The organism is Paenibacillus enshidis (assembly GCF_042136365.1).
Lineage (GTDB): Bacteria > Bacillota > Bacilli > Paenibacillales > Paenibacillaceae > Paenibacillus > Paenibacillus enshidis.
Map to the genome: position 1 here is coordinate 159,060 of NZ_JBHHMI010000006.1, position 16,227 is coordinate 175,286.

The window sequence follows — 16,227 nt, forward strand, 5'->3', positions numbered from 1 at the left end:
TCCTTAGATATTGTAAGTGAAGAGGTTATGGTAGATAAAGTTCTAAAAAAACACATTTTTGTAACCTAAAACGACAAATTGTGAATTGTAGTTATGGGTCTTTCACCGATGATGACAAATACGGCAAACGCACCTCGAATACGGTACGGATGAGATCGCTTTGCACCGATATGGCGCCTTCGTGCTGCTCTACAATGTTCTTGGCGATAAACAGGCCAAGCCCGGTGCTTCCCTCCTGATGGGTGCGGGCACGATCCCCGGTAAAAAACATATCGAACACATAAGGAAGCTCGTCCGCAGGGATGACATCGCCGTAATTGATGACTTGAACGATGACCTGGTCCTCCTCCAGGCGGCCGTAAATATCAATGTATTCGCCGTCTTTACCGTAACGGACAGCATTGGACAACAGGTTCTCGAACACACGTGCGAGCAGATCGCCGTCTCCGGAAGTCATCAGCTGCGGCGCAGCATCAAGGCGCGCTTTCAGCTCACCTTTTTCAAATACGGGATACATCTCTTCGGTTAATTGGGTCAGCAGTTCGCTCAGGTCAAGCGGGTTGCGATTGATCCTCAGCTTGCCGTAATTCATTCGCGTTATTTCGAACAGCTCGTCGATCAGCTTCTCCAGCCGCTGCGATTTGGTGTAGGCAATCGTCATGTAATGCTTCATCTGCTCTGCGGTCAAATCCTTGCCCTGAAGGATGAAATCCAAATACCCGATGACGGAAGTCAACGGAGTCCGCAAATCATGAGCCAGATTCAGCACCAGCTGTTCCTTGCTGTTCTCGGCGAAATCCCCCCGTTCCACCGCCTGCTGCAGCTTTTCGCTGGCCAGGTTGATGTCCCGGGCAATGTCCCCGATTTCATCATTGGACGGGATATGGACCCGATGGGAGAAGTCACCCCCGGCCAATTGGTTGATCCCGCGGGAAATCTCCCGGAAATAAGCAACGTAACGCCGGGTAAGCAGATAGAAGTAGAAAAACGAAATCGGAAAAAAAAGGAGCAGGAACACGTTAATATCGCCGATCTCTCTGATGGTTTCCCGGACTACGAACATCGGGTCTTCCCGGTACAGCGTATGGTAATATTGCTGCAGCGCCAAGTAGATCAGAAAAGTAGTGCCAGCGGACAACAGCATGCTGAGCCCGAACAGCCGGATCATATGAAAGCGGAAGCTGCGGAATTTGGGTTTAGCCATTGAACGTATAACCTACCCCCCAGACGGTTTTGATCAGCTTGTCCTTGTGCTGGTCCTCCCCCAGCTTCTTGCGCAGAGTACGGATATGTACCATTACAGTATTTCCACCTTCATAATACGCCTCGCCCCAAACTTGCTGAAAAATATGCTCTGAGCTGAATACCTTCTTCGGATGGCTGGCCAGCAGCATCAAAATATCGAACTCCTTTGGCCTAAGCTCCACCGGTTTGCCGTACAGAAACACGGTCCGCTGCTCGGGATGGATCACAAGCCCCCCGGCCTCAAGCACGGACGCATCCGCCGAAGCCGCCATCGACGGGTTCAACTGAATGAAACGTCGCAATTGGGCATTCACCCTGGCCACCAGTTCCATCGGGTTAAATGGTTTGGTCATGTAATCGTCGGCACCACGAACCAGACCGGTGATCTTATCCAGGTCGGTCGCCTTGGCGCTAAGAAAAATAATCGGCAGATGATGCTGCTCGCGGATTTGCCGGGTCACCTCGTACCCGTCGATCCTGGGCATCATGATATCCAAAATCGCCAAATCCACGGACTGCGTCCGGATCGCGTCGAGAGCCTCTTGTCCGTCAGCGGCTTTTAGGCAACGGTAGCCCTCTCTGGCCAGATGCAGTTCGATCAGATCGGCGATTTCCGCCTCGTCATCCGCAATCAGAATGGTAATCGGTTTCATAGCGTTTTCTCCTTTTCAAGGACATGCGTAACCGAAGGGGACGGTTTCATCGGTCCGGCATAGATTCGGTATATCACAAAACCAAGAAGTCCTCCGGCGGTATTCAGCAAAATGTCATCGACGTCGAATTGTCCAATCCTGAACAAGAGCTGGGCGGTTTCCATACCCAAGCTTAAGAAAAACGCACAGATGAATATTTTTATCCCTGGCATGCCTTCTTTTTTGAACATAAGTCCCAGCAAAATACCCAAGGGTATAAAAATCGCCACATTTCCGAACAGATTAAGTAAAGTATGGTCCGTTAACGAACGCAGCGATCTGGAGATTTCCCGGAAGGGGACCAAATTGCCTGTATGCAACTGCTGCGCGATCAAGCCGGGATGCTGCAGGCCAGTCAACAGCTGGCCCCAGAGAAAACCCAAATCCAGGGAATGAAACTTCAATAAGATGATTTTGACCAACACACATATATATAGGACGAGCAGAGCTCGAAGGCTTAGAATGCTCAGACGGCTTCTCGTCGCCGCACCTGATCTTGTCAAGGTATCCATGCTCATTCCCGCTTTCATATTGTTAATATCCACGCTCGTATTCGTCTTCATCCCCACTGTCGTCACCATCCCGATTTTCGTATTCATCCTGCCCGGTTATTCTCGTACTGTAATGATAACACCGTCCTCATTATTGCCGGAAATCTCGTATTTTCCTTGCGCCGGCACGGTGATCGTATTATCTTTGGTTACCGGAAAGTAAAAGACTTTATAGTTTTCCCCCCCGAGCGTGATACTCACCGCCTTCTGCTGTTTCAGTAAATCCAGGTACTGTTCCAGGACAAGGCTCTTCTCCTGCATGATCGCGCTGTGCGGCAAACCGACGTAACGGAAATGCCACGGCTCGAATTGAATGCCCGTCACTGCTGTTTTATCCTCGGGATAGCGCAGAATAAACCCATATTTCCAGGAATTATCTTTCAGCCATTTCCCTTCCGGGGCCTGATTCATATCCGCCTGTGAGGAGCCGATATCCATCGATAAACCGAGGTTGTGCTCGCTGTACCCCGCCGGCAGGGCGTATTCCGATCCCATATCGCGATACAACTCGTCCTGCTTGTCTTCGCTCCGATAACCGCTGCTGATCAAGAAATGATTGACCCCTTCCTCTGCTGCGGCCTTGATCATGGTATGAAATTTGTCCACCAGCCGGGGCGATAGCAGAACCGTGTTATCAAGCACGCCAAATCCGTCGATCAACTCGGAATTCTGGACCAGACTCACCGCTTCCGACTCGGGGTTTAGCCCTTCCGGAACGGGATGGTCCTTGTTGACGAGCAGCAGATCCCCGTGGAATATCATTTCTTTCGTCACTTTTATCGTAAACTCATCCCTATCCGATTGCGAAACCTCTTCAGAGTTGTCTATGCTTACGGCAAAAGGCTCCAATTCATCAGACAGGCCGGTCATGCCCGTCTTCAACTTCGTAAATCCGTAGCCCAGCAGCAACAAAACGATAATACAAAAAAACCATTTCTTCATACTTCAGCTTCCTCCTAATCCTTCGTATGCTTGTAGGATAAAGAAAACTATTAAAGAAGAAATGAGGTTAAAAATAAAATTTTTCTTAAATCACAACATCACTTTTAGTGTTCGGGCAGAAAAAAGCCCCCTGAAATGCGATCAGGGGACGGGTTTTGCCTTATGATTTAGCTTCGCTAATGAATTCCCTTTTTCTTAAATCTTCCACCCTTAACATCATGAATATTGCCAATCGCCACAAAGGCATGGGGGTCCCAATCTTCTACGATGGATTTCAGCTTCGCTTCCTCAAGCCGGGTAATGACTACGAAAATCACCTTTTTGCTTTCACCGGTAAAGCCTCCTTCACCATCCAGATAGGTGACACCGCGGCCCAGCCGGTCGGTCAGCGCATCACCGATATCCCGGTATTTATCACTGATGATCCATACGGACTTGGACTGATCCAGACCCTCAATCGTAATGTCGATCATCTTCATGGCAATATAATAGGCAATCATGGAATAAAGTGCGTTAGGCCAGCCGAAGACGAAGCCCGCGCTGCCAAGAATGAACACGTTCACGAACAGCACGATTTCACCCACCGAGAAGGGCGTTTTCTCACTGACGATAATCGCCACGATCTCCGTGCCATCGAGCGAGCCGCCCGAACGAATAACGAGTCCTACACCGATACCGAGAATAACTCCGCCGAAGATGGCACCCAGGAGAGGCTCGCCCGGCGTCAAGGCCGGAACCGGATGGAGCAGCGTTGTACCGATGGACATCAGGACTACGCCTAGCAACGTAGAAAGCGCGAAGGTTTTGCCGATCTGCTTGTAGCCAAGAATGAGAAAGGGCAGATTGAGAAGAAACAGAAAGATGCCGAGCGGGAGGTCAAATATTTCTGAAAACATAATGGATACGCCGGTAATGCCCCCGTCGATGACCCCGTTGGGCACAAGGAAAATTTCAAGCGCGACCGCCATGAGCGCCGCTCCAAGCGTTATAAAAGAAACCCGCCGCAGCAGTTTCTTGATTTTATTTTTACGACTGACCGGAAGCCTTTTTTCCAATGCTGCGACTTGTTGCTTTTCGATGGTTTCCATCATCCTTCCCCCCAAATTTATATGGAATAATTTACATATTAATGGATAAAAAAGGAGGCTCGTTTAACAAGCCCCTTCTTCGCAGCATCATTAACTTATGTATAGTATATCACATAATGTTCGATCCATGGTAAAAAAGTCAGCAGTGAGCAGATAAACAACAAAACAGCCCGCTTTTCTGTCAAATTCAAGCCATTTTAGCCTTTAAAGGAGGGGGGACAGCATGCGAGCTAACATTTCAGCTGCCTTTCGGGTTTTTGGCCGGTTGGAAAACTCTTCGTAATCGATGGGACTGGAGTGCTGCAAGTCCTCCTCGAAATCCTGCATCAGCCGGCTAATGGCCTCGTCCGAAAACAGCACGGCTGTAAGCTCGAAGTTATAAAAGAAGCTGCGCATGTCCAGATTGGCTGTTCCTACAGAAGCCAGCAGTTCATCCACAATCATCACCTTGGCATGGATAAAGCCTTTACGGTATTGATAAAACCTTACCCCCGCCTCAAGCAGTTCCTCAACATAGGATAAGGAAGCAAGCTGCACCAATACGGAATCCGATTTGAACGGAATAATGATCCGCACGTCCACACCGCTAACGGCAGCCGTCTTGAGCGCTTCATAAATGCTGGGGTCTGGGATGAAGTACGGAGTGGTCAGCCATATCCTGCTTTGGGCGACAGACAAGGCCCCGAAGCACATTTCCTGGATCGCATCCCAATCCTGGTCAGGACCGCTGGCCAGCACTTGCACCTGCTCATTTCCCTGACATTGGTGTGGTGGGAACAAGCTTTCATCGATAATCCTTTCTCCGGAAGCAAGCTGCCAGTCGCCGAGGAATGTGTTTTGCAAAATATAGACCCCATCCCCCTCAATCCTGATGTGGGTGTCCCGCCAGAAGCCATGCTTCGGATAGAGCCCCAAATAATCATTCCCGACATTGATGCCGCCGACAAAGCCAACAATACCATCCACCACTACAATTTTACGATGATTCCGGTAATTCACCCGCCGGTCAAGGGTCGCGATAAGCGGAGGCAGAAAAAAATAAAATTCCACCCCTGCTTCCCGGCAGTCACGGACAAAGGAGCGGGGCAGATGGTAGCTTCCCAGCCCGTCCGCCACAAAGCGCACCTTAATCCCCTCCCGTGCCTTGCGCATTAAAACCTGCTGAAAACGCGTACCGATTTCATCATTGCGGAAAATGTAAAACTCGATATGAATGTGATGCTGCGCGCCCTCCATCGCCTGCAGCATGTCGGGAAAAGCTTCTTCCCCGTTCGTCAGTATGCTCGTTGCATTACAGCCTGTGATAGGGCCCTCCGACAAGCGGGAGAGCAGGTTGAACAAGCGCTTCTGATTGGCGAAGCCGGGATTCTCCATTTGTTCAGGATGCTCAATCACCTTGGTCTGCTTCCAGAGACGGTCTTTGAGTTCCTCAAATAAGCGGGACCCTCTGCGGCGCATGAACTTGCGTTTTTTATAATCCTGGGCCATGAAATAATAGACGACGAATCCGACCAGAGGAAAGCAGAACAGGATAAAGAGCCAGGCTACCGCCTTGGAAGGATTGCGGAATTCAAGAAGCAGGATCGTTCCGACCTGAAAAATAAAAATCAGCAGCGCAATCACCAACCAAAAAAGCATGTGGCACCCCCTTTACGAATATACTTTGACAATGGGACACTTTACATCTTTGTCATATATCGCGAAATTCAGGAATACATAGTTAGCAATACAGGCATTTGGTCGGCGATACGGCTGTGCAGCCGCCGCCTGCTGTGTATCTGCCGGAAAGGAACTGTTATGAAAAAAGGAGACACTAACCGACGGATGACCCTTCTTTTACTGCGTGACGCACAGCGTCCTGCCCGCCAATTTCAGCTGTCCAGACCTGTTATTATTTGGGTGCCTGCCCTGGCTATCCTGTCCATCTCCACACTCGTCGTATCACTCCAGGTCCGATCCGCCCATGTTATATCCAAACTGGAAACAAACCTTGCTGCCCAAAGCCTGCAATTGGAGATCACCGTATCAGACAAAGAAAAGGCGATTGCCCTGCTTGAAAATGAAGTGATGAAGCTTTCCGATCAGGCCGTTGATATGAAGGAACGCATTCAACGAATGAGCGAGCTGGAACATCAGCTTGAGGAGTTTATCCGGAAATATGATCCCGATTCCTCCACCAGGGAAACAGGGAAGAACAAACCGATCTCCTGGGACGGGTCCGGCAGCAAGGGCGGTCAATGGATCGCGGTTCACGACCAGCAGAAGCTGACGCTGGGCCGGGAGCTGAAAGACGATTTTGAGGAGATTCAGGAGATGCTGAATGCCATGGAGAAAAGCGTGCCCAGGACACTGAAACGCGCCGAAGACGCCCGGCAGAACCGGGAACAACAGCGGCAGGCCAGATTGCTGCAGGCCCGAAAGCTTGAACTGTCCCGGGAGGGCAGGCCTTCGTTCTGGCCGACAGCCGAACGCCGTCTGACCTCAAGCTTCGGATACAGGCGTGATCCGTTAAACGGAAGCAGCGCTTATCACGCAGGCATTGATATTGCGGGCCGTATCGGCGATCCGGTCTACGCGGCAGGTGCGGGAACCGTTAAAACTGCCGATCAGATGAGTGAACGCGGCAAATATATTATCATCGAGCACCAGAATGGGCTGCAGACCTGGTATATGCATCTCAACGGGATGAATGTATCCCCGGGTGATCAGGTGGACAAGGGCGACCTGATCGGACAGTTGGGCAACACCGGGCGAAGCACCGGCCCTCATCTCCACTTTCAGGTGGTTAAACAAAATATTCCCGTTGATCCGCTGCTCTATGTACAATGAAAGGCATGCCCTGCTAGCCGTTCATTGTTTAAATGAAGCTCAGGGAGGTTGTAACATGTTCAAATCGAGCCCCAAGCCCACAAAGCCCGCACCAGCCCGCTCTACGGATACGCTGCTTTCCACCAGTGCCTTCTTTGAAGGAAAATTGCAGTGTGAAGCTCCGCTGCGGATAGAGGGCAGGTACCAGGGTGAGATTAACAGCACGAGTGTTGTTTTCATTGGTGAATCCTCCGTTATCATAGCCAACATCACTGCCCCGGAGGTCATTATTGCCGGGAAGGTTTTCGGTGATATCTATGCAGACAACCGGGTTACGCTCACCTCTACGGGAGAGCTGTACGGCAATACAGCCTGCGGCGTGATTGTCATTATGGAAGGCGGCGTCCTGAACGGCCTTTGTCAAATGAAAAGCAAAGCGGATTCCCCTCCCGGGGACCTGGCTGGATCCCGGAACGAATCACAGTCTGCCAATCCTGCCGCCGGGACCGGTTGATTTCATTTATATATGCCGGTCCGGAGGCCGGCTTTTCTAATTTCCCGCAATTCAAGCCGTTACATCCCTTTTGACAAATACGATCCAACTGATTGCAATGAATATGATGTAGTAAACTACCAATACGGAGATGGAAAAACCGAGGGTCATGCCTCCCCCGCCAACCGGGGAAACCATATACTGACTGAGCCCCATGTTATTAAACAAGGCGTACTTGGCCCAGCTATACCGCTCAGGAGTGAAAATCAGGGACAGCGTATTCTGCATAAAAAGAATAAACAGGGACAGCCCGATCGTCAGACCTCCGGAGCGGAAGACAGCCGACAGCATAAAAGCAAACGTACAGATGACAAACAAATCCGCATACCGGCTAAGCAAACTGAATGCAGTATATTTCCCGGCACTCCAGCCTGGCAACATTTCCGCCATCCCCCCGGACCCTGGCAGCAGCAGCAGTGAAAAAATGGCGCTGAAAAGGATCAGCAGGGCAGTGCCTGCCAGACTAAACAATACGACGGACAGATATTTGGATAAAAGCAGCTTGCCGCGGCTCCAGGGGCGGATCAGCAGAAGCTTGATGGTGCCTGCCGAGTATTCCCCGGCCACGGAATCAGCCGCCACAATGACAGTAAATATAATATTGAGAAAAAAGGTGACAGAAGCTGTAAGCAGCATTCCGTCCCAAGCGCCGACCCCATCGGAAGCCATGCCGATCCCATCGGCAGCTATATAAATAAGAAAAGGTACAATCGCCGTAATAAAAGCCAGAATCCCGAACATAACCCAGGTTCGGATACGGACATAGATCTTCACATTTTCATTATGAACAAGCTTAAAAAAATTAGCCAATGGTTGTTTCGCCTCCCGTCATCTCCAGGAATTGATCCTCAAGCGTCCTTGCGGACCGGTGTATGGAATATACATGGATCCCGGCCTCAGCCAGTCTGGCATTCAATTGCGCCGTCTCTTCCCTGCCCAGGTCAAGAATAAGGCTCTCGCCTTCAATCAGGCCACCGCCAGCAATGATCTGCGCCTGTCGCGGGTTGTTGACTTCAAAGGCCACACGGGCCGATCCAGGCGTGCCTGCCGAGTTGTTCAAGTCACGCATCCCCACCAGCCGGCCGTTCTGAATAATCGCAACGTTGTCGCACATTAGCTCCATCTCGGACAGCAAGTGGCTGGATACAAAGATGGTCGTACCTTCGGTACGGCTTAGATGCCGCAAATAATCGCGCAGCTCGCGAATCCCCTGCGGATCCAGACCATTCGTAGGCTCGTCCAGAATAAGAAGCTTTGGGCGGTGCAGAATCGCTTGCGCAACTCCGAGCCGCTGGCGCATGCCAAGCGAATAGGTTTTTACCTTCTCTCTGATTCTTCCTTCCAGCCCGACCAGCCTGACCGCCTCCTCGATCCGCCCCCGGTCCACTCCCGGATTCATGCGGGCATAGTGGAGCAAATTCTGGTATCCTGTCATATACTTGTACATTTCAGGATTCTCTACAATAGCACCGACATGAGCAATGGCACGTTCGAAGTCTGTCTTGATGCTGTGGCCGCAAATATGTATATCTCCCTCAGTTAATGAAATGAGGCCAACCATCATCCGGATGGTTGTCGTTTTCCCCGCTCCGTTCGGGCCAAGAAAGCCGAATATCTGCCCGGCCTGAACATCCAGTGTTAAGTTATCGACAAGCGTCCTGGAGGATTTGATCTTGGTGACCCTCTGCATACGTACAACGGGATCCATCTGCATCGTTCTGACTCCTTCCGTCCGGAAATACGATTCCCTAAGGGGACAAATCCGGTTTTAAACTATTGTACCATAATATTGTATATCTTCTCCTGTTCTGAATGGAAGTTTACATATTTCATCATTTGTTAGACGGCCTGAAAAAATCTACTATAATTAATGATGAAAGCACTATGCTTCGGTTTATTCGACTATTTGAACGTTTCCGAAAGTTTGCATTAGTCGAAACAAAGCTGGAGTATCATAACTTAGTGGAAATGGGAGGAAAACATGAAGAAAATAATTTCTCTGCTGCTCGTAACTAGTTTAATATTATTTGTGACTTCGAACTCCATTATTCAGTTGTCATCAATCCACGGAGGTGGATAAGCTAGCCCATTCCGACAAAGATCAGTGGGCAAACCGTTGATTTCATTAGGTCACATCATACTTCAGAAAAATGCAGGCAACTCCCTTGTGGACGTCGCTTGTATTTTTTATAGGTAATGACGTTTCGACAACTTAAAGGTTCTCTTACTTTTATTTACATAAATCTCACTTCTTTAGTCATAAATTAAAGTCATCGTTTCTGTTACTTTATAACTATATACGCCCACAAAGCCCGTCGTATCGCGAAAAAACTGTTCATTCCTCATCTATTTATAGTAAAATGCATATATGCTAATACATTAACCCAGTAAAGATACTATAAGTATCTTTATATTTTTGTAAAAATACAAAATGCAACATCACTTATTCATAATACTCCTTACCCTCTCAAAACAACTTGCAACCAGGAGGAGATACGATGGATTATGGCACCCGCATTGCAGAACTACGGGAGAAAAGGGGTTGGAAGCAGGAAGAGCTGGCACAAATTCTTGGAATTACACGGGCCGCTCTCTCGCATTACGAGAAAAACCGGCGCAAGCCTGATTTCGATACCCTGACGAAGCTGGCCAATCTCTTTGGGGTGTCGATCGATTATTTGATCGGCCGCATTCCGCAGACACAAATTGACATGGAACCGGATGTAAAGCAATTTATTGATCATCTTGAGCTTTCTGACAAGAATATTTTAAACCGCTTTAATCTTATGATTGACGGGCGCAGCTTAAGCGAAGAGGAAGCCAAACGCTTCATTGCGTTTATCCGTATGGAACGAATGATGGAGTAAGAGGGGCTGTCCCAAAAGTGTCCGCATGACATGGGAACATCCCAATTACAACACAAAAAGACCTCAATATCCACTGTATTAGTGGATATTGAGGTCCTTTTTTTCGCAAATTGACTTTTGGGACAGCCTCTTCGTTCTCCCTGTATTGCCCTTTTCAGTCGACCACCGCCTGTACCGGAGCCAGAATGTACTGGACGGATTCACCCGGCCCCAGCGTCTCTTCAAAATCCAGGGCCGGAGAAGCCGACAGACCGGATAATGTGCTTTGTGCCTCGGCATATGTGGCCCCCGGTCCAAAACGTTCCCCCTGATAGGTTCCCTGGTTCGGCATCGTTACACGGACCTTAATGCGCTGGCTTGTCGATTCGAAGTTCACCAAATTGACCAGCAGCTTGTTGGATTTCGCACCGCTCCCCGGCAGCGGATCAAGTGTGGACGTGTCCACCGCGCGCACATAGACCATTTTATCGGCAGTCTCGCTCTTGTTCAGCACCTCATAAGTCAACGGCTTGCCATGAGTGGCATATGCCAGGCTGAGACGTCTCATAATATCGACGCGTGAATCCAGACCGCTTGCAAACTCATGAATTTTCGTATTCGCAGGATTGTGATTGTTCAGATCAAAGCCTGTCTCAAATAAAGTGAAATCCTTGTAGAAAGCGGCATGCTGGACGAGCATATCGGCATATCCGATTTGTGACCGCATAATCCGGTCGAAAACCGCTGCCTGCGGCTGGCTCGCCCCATAAATCGGTTTATCCGTATGGGAGTCGGAGGTGCCGAATTCCGTGTTCAGCATCGTCTTGCTGAGCCCATCCTTGGAGCCGCTGAAGGTCTGCAGGTTTTCAACAAAGCTGCCTCCCCGTCCCTGCACATACGATTCACCATAGGCATGGCCGTTGGTCAGATCCGTGACATTCTCCAGCTCAAGGCGCTGCTTGGGATCCCTTTCCCATCCGTCCGGATCGCCGCACTGTTGTTTGCCTCCTGTCTGGTTTTTGCATGATTTGACGGAATATGCCGGCCAATAAGCCCATCCGGGAGCTACTGTTTTCATATGAGGGGCAATTTTCTTCCCTTCATTGTTCAGCCAGTTGGCTACCGCCAGATTGACCGCTTTGGAACGGTTGAACAGCCCCGGTTCGTTGTCGACTTCAAAATACTGCACATACGGGCCGTAATTTTGAAGATATGAAGTTAACTTCTGTTTGGCGGAATCCGGCAGTGTACCGTCCGCATTCAGCTTGATGTCGCCTGTATACAGGTACAGGGCAACAGCTTGCATGTTGTACTGCTTGAGGGTCTTGTAATAATTGTCCAGATCGGAGCATGCGTTGCCGACGTTGCTCGCACAGGTAACCCGCATTATATTTCCGCTGTAGGCGATCCCCAGCCACTTCATCACGGCCGGAAGATGACGGGTAGCCCCTTTATCATAATAAAACTCGTTATTGTTTACATTGGTTCCCGTGCGGATGTAGCTGCCATGAATCGGTTCAGTAACCGGGGAAGCAAGCTTCTCAAGACTCAGGCTGTCCCATGTCCACCAGAGACTCGAATTCTCCGCCTCGGAGCAGTACAGGCACCGGGCCACCCGGAGCTTGAGCTGGTTTACCCCTGTCTGCAGCTGTTCTTTCGGGATATACAATTGATAATTGCTCTTGAAGGTATACGGACTTTCCGTTCCCGCCACGCCCGCAATCTGGATCATGCCGGAAAACTGGTGATTGGAAAATACAGACATCTGCGGCACCGCTTTGCTGGCATCCAGAATGCGGACATTAAAGCGCACACCGTTGGCCGGAACGGTATCCAGCTCATACTCCAGCACGAGCTCCGGATGGGTCTCGGCATTCAGCCCTGGAGGAACGGATCCGTTAAGCTGAATAACAGGGGAAGAGGTCCTGACGGCCTGCGCCGCGCCTCCCGCTGCCTTTAATGCCGTTCCACTCACTGCTTTAACGTCTACTGTAAGGGATTCCTTGCCCGTTCCTCCTTGGAACTCGGTGGAAGAATCATTACTGACGCCAAGCATCCATAAAGTTGTAGCCGCAGTCTTGTCATTTTCCTGATTGCTTTTGTTCGCATAACCCAGAAGCAAAAACAAGACAGCTAAGCCAAGCAAGCCCAAAAGCAAATATGCATACTTGTTCGCCAACCCATTTTTCATTGTTCTTGTCCACACTTTCTGTACAGAGTCATCTCCGGAACAAGCGAGCTATTCCGCAGTATGGAACAAAGCGCTTGAAGGAATGACCGCTTTGGCCTCCTGTCCGCTCTCCCACATCAGGCGTGCCATGGCATCACCTGTTCCTTCATAATACTCCACTTTGATGTCGTAGAGCTGATCTGCCGTAAGGCTGATGCTCCCTTTGCGTTCCGTCCAGCTTTGCTTGAACCAACTGTCAATAATCAACTGCCCATCCACCCAGACCCGGATTCCGTCGTCGGAAATGGTCGTAAAAGTATAGGTACCGCTGTACCCCGGTTTTACCTTGCCTGTCCAGCGTGCGGAGAATTGATCGGCAGGCACTGCCGGATCCGGCGCGGAGCTGCGCCAGTTGAAATCCAGCTTGGCATCCGTGCGTGTAAGCACAGGTGTCCCGCTTAGATTGATATTGTTGAAGAATTCGGCGTGCAATCCCTCGTTTACCGTACCTGGAACAGGCTCAGGTGCAGGTTCCGGTGCAGGCTCGGGATCGGGTTCTTCCCCGACCGGCGGCGCTCCCGGAGGAGCAGAGTCGGGTGGCTCCACAGGAGGGGCTTCAGGAGGAGCGGCCATGTCGGCAATCAATTCATCCCTGGTCAACGTTCTGTCCTCATTCATGTATGCAAAAATTTGACGGTTCGAATTGTTTTGTGTCAGCATGTTGCCCCAGGTCATAGAGTATACCCATCTCGGCTGGGCCGACAGCACCCTCTCAGAAGGCATTTCACCGTGCTCGCCAATGGCAATCGGTTTATCTCCTGCCAGATTGAGCAGGCCGTCATAATAGCTCTGCTTAAAATCATTGTCATAGATGTCCGCAGCCAGAATATCGACCTTGGACAAACCGGGGAACGAACTGGCATAAGGAGCAGCCCAAGCGTTCGGAGCGTTGGGATTCCAGACCCACAGCAGATTGTTCAATTGGTGGACATTCACAAATCGGTCATACATGATATCCCATAATTTCACAAAGTTCCTCTTGTTTCCCCACCAGAACCAGTCCCCGTTCATTTCGTGGTAAGGTCTCCACAGAACAGGCACACCCGCATCCCGCAGCTTGCCGAGGGATACCGCGACCTGATCCAGATCTGCGATCAGCCTTGCATATTCCTTGGTCCCTGGCGTTACATACTTGTTAAATTGCGCCTGGGTGATCTTCGCCTGCACATTGGCCCAGGTCAACGGTTTACCGGGAAGCGCCTGATGAAAGGTCATCGTAACGATGCCGCCAGCATTGTGCCAATTCATGGCGCTATATACAACATTGCTGCGCTGGGCTTCGGTCATCGCAGTCGACTGGTTGGAAACAGCACCCAGCTCATAGCCGTGCAGGCCAGCGTACTGTCCACTGATGTTCTTCAGCTCGATGTTCAGTTCATCAGGGCTTTCCAGATAATCATGCTGACCGGTAATCATTCCGCTTCCGTCCAAATTTAACAAATACATATATAATTCGCGCGCCTCGGCTGAAGCAGCAGGATTAATCGGCGCTGCAGCGGCCTGGGCAGCAGAGTGTTCACGGGACAGTCCCGATGGAAGCAGGGAACAAAACAGCATGACAGGCAACAATTTTTGAAAAAATCGATACATAGAATAAGTTTTCACCAATTCTCTCCCTCTCGGTAGCCAGGCTGCCAGCCCTCTAGGGGGTAAGGCCCTTTAGCTTTGCGTACACCTGCCTTTCGGCAGGGTTGCCATTTTTCTATGAAGGCTATGAAACTCCCTCTTATCCTAGAATATCGACTCGGAATTTCCAAAAATTAATATATGATTCACACTAGAACCAATTTTCCAGGATATTTTACAAAATAACCTGTAAAACTACATCATTTTTTTCATTTATATGCGCAAAAACGCAACCTGTGCGTTTTTGTATCAGATTATAGAATTTTCTCATGAAATGAACTGATGCAAAGTGATGTCGTTCCAATCTATGCAAAAGCGGACGATATCTTCTTCCACCAGTTCGGAACCTGTCTGCACCTCAATCAGTTCTACATCGGTTACAGCCAAAATGCTGTGCTTCGTGCCTTCCGGAATGCGGACCACGTCGCCAGCTTTTACTTTATGCAGCTTCTCGTTCAGAATCACTTCCGCTTCGCCGCTGATGATCGTCCATATTTCGCTCCGCTTTCGATGAAGCTGGTAGCTGATATTTTTGTCCTGCTCGATGCAAATCCGCTTGGTGAGCACTTCATTGCCCTCCGGATATTTCACATAATCCACAACCCGGTAATGCCCCCAACGGCGTTCCTCGTACATCGGCCGCTGATTGTGAGCCTTCAGCACTTCCTTGATCCGCGGGCTTTCCGCTTTGTTGGTTACAAGAATACCGTCCGGGCTGGCCGCAACGATCAGATCACTGGCCCCGATAATAGTAACTGGAATGTCCAGTTCGTTAATCAGGTTTGTATTCACACAATCCTCGGTCATCACTCCCTTGCCCACCTGACGCTGCGACATTTCCTCTGTCAGCGTATTCCAGGTGCCGAGATCCTTCCAGAAGCCGTCATAAGGGAGCACTACAATGTTCTCTTCCTTCTCCACCACTTCATAATCAAAGCTTATTTTAGGCAGTATATGATATTGCTTCTGCAGTTCTTCGTAATTCAGCGGAAGCCCCTTCCCTTCCAGTATCTTCAGCAGATACCCCAGACGGAAGGCAAAAACTCCGCAATTCCAGAGCGCGCTCCGCTCGATCAGAAGCTCGGCCTGCTCCCGGTTCGGTTTTTCCTGAAAATGACTGACCTGCAGGCAGCCTGCCGCTCCGGCCGAGCCTTCTTTCGGAATAATATAACCGTATTTTTCGGACGGATAGGATGGGATAACACCCATAAGAGCAAGATTGGCGCCCGTTTCCTGCAGCGTGTATTCCATACGTGCCACCGTATGGAAGAAGGTTTGCTCCACATACGGATCCACCGGCAGGATCGCAATGACCGTATCCGGGGATGCGCCGGCGACACTGTATAGATAACTGGCTGTAAGCGCAATGGCCGGAAAGGTATCCCTGCGTTCAGGCTCCACGATAATGCTGGCATCACTCCCGATTTGACTCTGAATCATTTCGAACTGAGCTCTGCCGGTAGCGATATAAGAGGAATCCGCCATTCCGGTGTCTCCCAGCTGTCTCCATACCCGCTGCACCATGGACTCAGGATGTCCTTCCGGGCTTTCCAGAACTTTCAGAAACTGTTTGGAACGGGAATCGTTGGACAGAGGCCATAATCTTTTACCAGAACCGCCAGACAAAAGCACCAATTTCATAACTC

At 50.0% G+C, this 16,227-nt stretch carries 14 protein-coding genes and 1 riboswitch; of the genes, 3 read left to right on the forward strand and 11 right to left on the reverse strand.

The window, feature by feature from the left end:
• Positions 1 to 91 precede the first annotated feature (91 nt).
• The 6 genes from ACE41H_RS09555 to cls all read right to left on the reverse strand — a co-directional run bounded on the left by ACE41H_RS09555 (position 92) and on the right by cls (position 6,156).
• Entirely contained in the window at positions 92 to 1,204 is a 1,113-nt protein-coding gene (locus ACE41H_RS09555; protein WP_375354991.1) for a sensor histidine kinase, read from the reverse strand.
• Positions 1,197 to 1,898 (reverse strand): response regulator transcription factor, encoded by a 702-nt coding sequence (locus ACE41H_RS09560; protein WP_375354992.1) that lies wholly within the window; start codon positions 1,896 to 1,898, stop codon positions 1,197 to 1,199. The genes ACE41H_RS09555 and ACE41H_RS09560 overlap by 8 nt, the downstream gene beginning before the upstream one ends.
• A complete protein-coding gene (locus ACE41H_RS09565) occupies positions 1,895 to 2,536 on the reverse strand; it encodes a VanZ family protein (RefSeq protein WP_375354993.1) in 642 nt (213 codons plus the stop codon). Before ACE41H_RS09565 ends, ACE41H_RS09560 begins: the two co-directional genes overlap by 4 nt.
• Before the next feature lie 9 nt (positions 2,537 to 2,545).
• A complete protein-coding gene (locus ACE41H_RS09570) occupies positions 2,546 to 3,430 on the reverse strand; it encodes a M15 family metallopeptidase (RefSeq protein WP_375354994.1) in 885 nt (294 codons plus the stop codon).
• A 176-nt stretch (positions 3,431 to 3,606) separates the two neighbouring features.
• Positions 3,607 to 4,518 (reverse strand): YitT family protein, encoded by a 912-nt coding sequence (locus ACE41H_RS09575; protein ID WP_375354995.1) that lies wholly within the window; start codon positions 4,516 to 4,518, stop codon positions 3,607 to 3,609.
• Between the two features lie 204 nt (positions 4,519 to 4,722).
• The gene (gene cls, locus ACE41H_RS09580) at positions 4,723 to 6,156 is read right to left on the reverse strand and encodes a cardiolipin synthase (protein ID WP_375354996.1); all 1,434 of its coding nucleotides are present in this window, start codon (positions 6,154 to 6,156) and stop codon (positions 4,723 to 4,725) included.
• Positions 6,157 to 6,342: 186 nt separating this feature from the next.
• Between cls and ACE41H_RS09585 the strand changes: the two genes are divergently transcribed.
• Together ACE41H_RS09585 and ACE41H_RS09590 are read left to right on the forward strand one after the other, a co-directional pair.
• Positions 6,343 to 7,347 carry a M23 family metallopeptidase gene (locus ACE41H_RS09585; RefSeq protein WP_375354997.1) on the forward strand — a complete coding sequence of 335 codons (1,005 nt, stop codon included), beginning with the start codon at positions 6,343 to 6,345 and terminating at the stop codon, positions 7,345 to 7,347.
• 55 nt (positions 7,348 to 7,402) lie between these two features.
• Positions 7,403 to 7,840 (forward strand): bactofilin family protein, encoded by a 438-nt coding sequence (locus ACE41H_RS09590; protein WP_375354998.1) that lies wholly within the window; start codon positions 7,403 to 7,405, stop codon positions 7,838 to 7,840.
• A 51-nt stretch (positions 7,841 to 7,891) separates the two neighbouring features.
• On the opposite strand, the gene ACE41H_RS09595 is transcribed toward ACE41H_RS09590, so the two are convergent.
• Together ACE41H_RS09595 and ACE41H_RS09600 are read right to left on the reverse strand one after the other, a co-directional pair.
• Entirely contained in the window at positions 7,892 to 8,689 is a 798-nt protein-coding gene (locus ACE41H_RS09595; RefSeq protein WP_375354999.1) for a DUF2705 family protein, read from the reverse strand.
• The gene (locus tag ACE41H_RS09600) at positions 8,682 to 9,593 is read right to left on the reverse strand and encodes an ABC transporter ATP-binding protein (RefSeq protein WP_375355000.1); all 912 of its coding nucleotides are present in this window, start codon (positions 9,591 to 9,593) and stop codon (positions 8,682 to 8,684) included. Before ACE41H_RS09600 ends, ACE41H_RS09595 begins: the two co-directional genes overlap by 8 nt.
• 784 nt (positions 9,594 to 10,377) lie before the next feature.
• Here ACE41H_RS09600 and ACE41H_RS09605 point away from each other — a divergent pair.
• Entirely contained in the window at positions 10,378 to 10,746 is a 369-nt protein-coding gene (locus ACE41H_RS09605; protein ID WP_375355001.1) for a helix-turn-helix domain-containing protein, read from the forward strand.
• 154 nt (positions 10,747 to 10,900) lie between these two features.
• On the opposite strand, the gene ACE41H_RS09610 is transcribed toward ACE41H_RS09605, so the two are convergent.
• From ACE41H_RS09610 to ACE41H_RS09620, 3 genes are all read right to left on the reverse strand, one after another.
• Complete coding sequence (locus ACE41H_RS09610; RefSeq protein ID WP_375355002.1) at positions 10,901 to 12,916, reverse strand: hypothetical protein; 2,016 nt, start codon at positions 12,914 to 12,916, stop codon at positions 10,901 to 10,903.
• A gap of 48 nt (positions 12,917 to 12,964) precedes the next feature.
• Positions 12,965 to 14,545, reverse strand: coding sequence for a glycosyl hydrolase (locus ACE41H_RS09615; protein WP_375355074.1), 1,581 nt, complete (start codon positions 14,543 to 14,545; stop codon positions 12,965 to 12,967).
• A gap of 28 nt (positions 14,546 to 14,573) precedes the next feature.
• A riboswitch (cyclic di-GMP riboswitch) is annotated at positions 14,574 to 14,661 on the reverse strand.
• A 187-nt stretch (positions 14,662 to 14,848) separates the two neighbouring features.
• A complete protein-coding gene (locus ACE41H_RS09620) occupies positions 14,849 to 16,222 on the reverse strand; it encodes a sugar phosphate nucleotidyltransferase (protein ID WP_375355003.1) in 1,374 nt (457 codons plus the stop codon).
• Between the last annotated feature and the right edge of the window lie 5 nt (positions 16,223 to 16,227).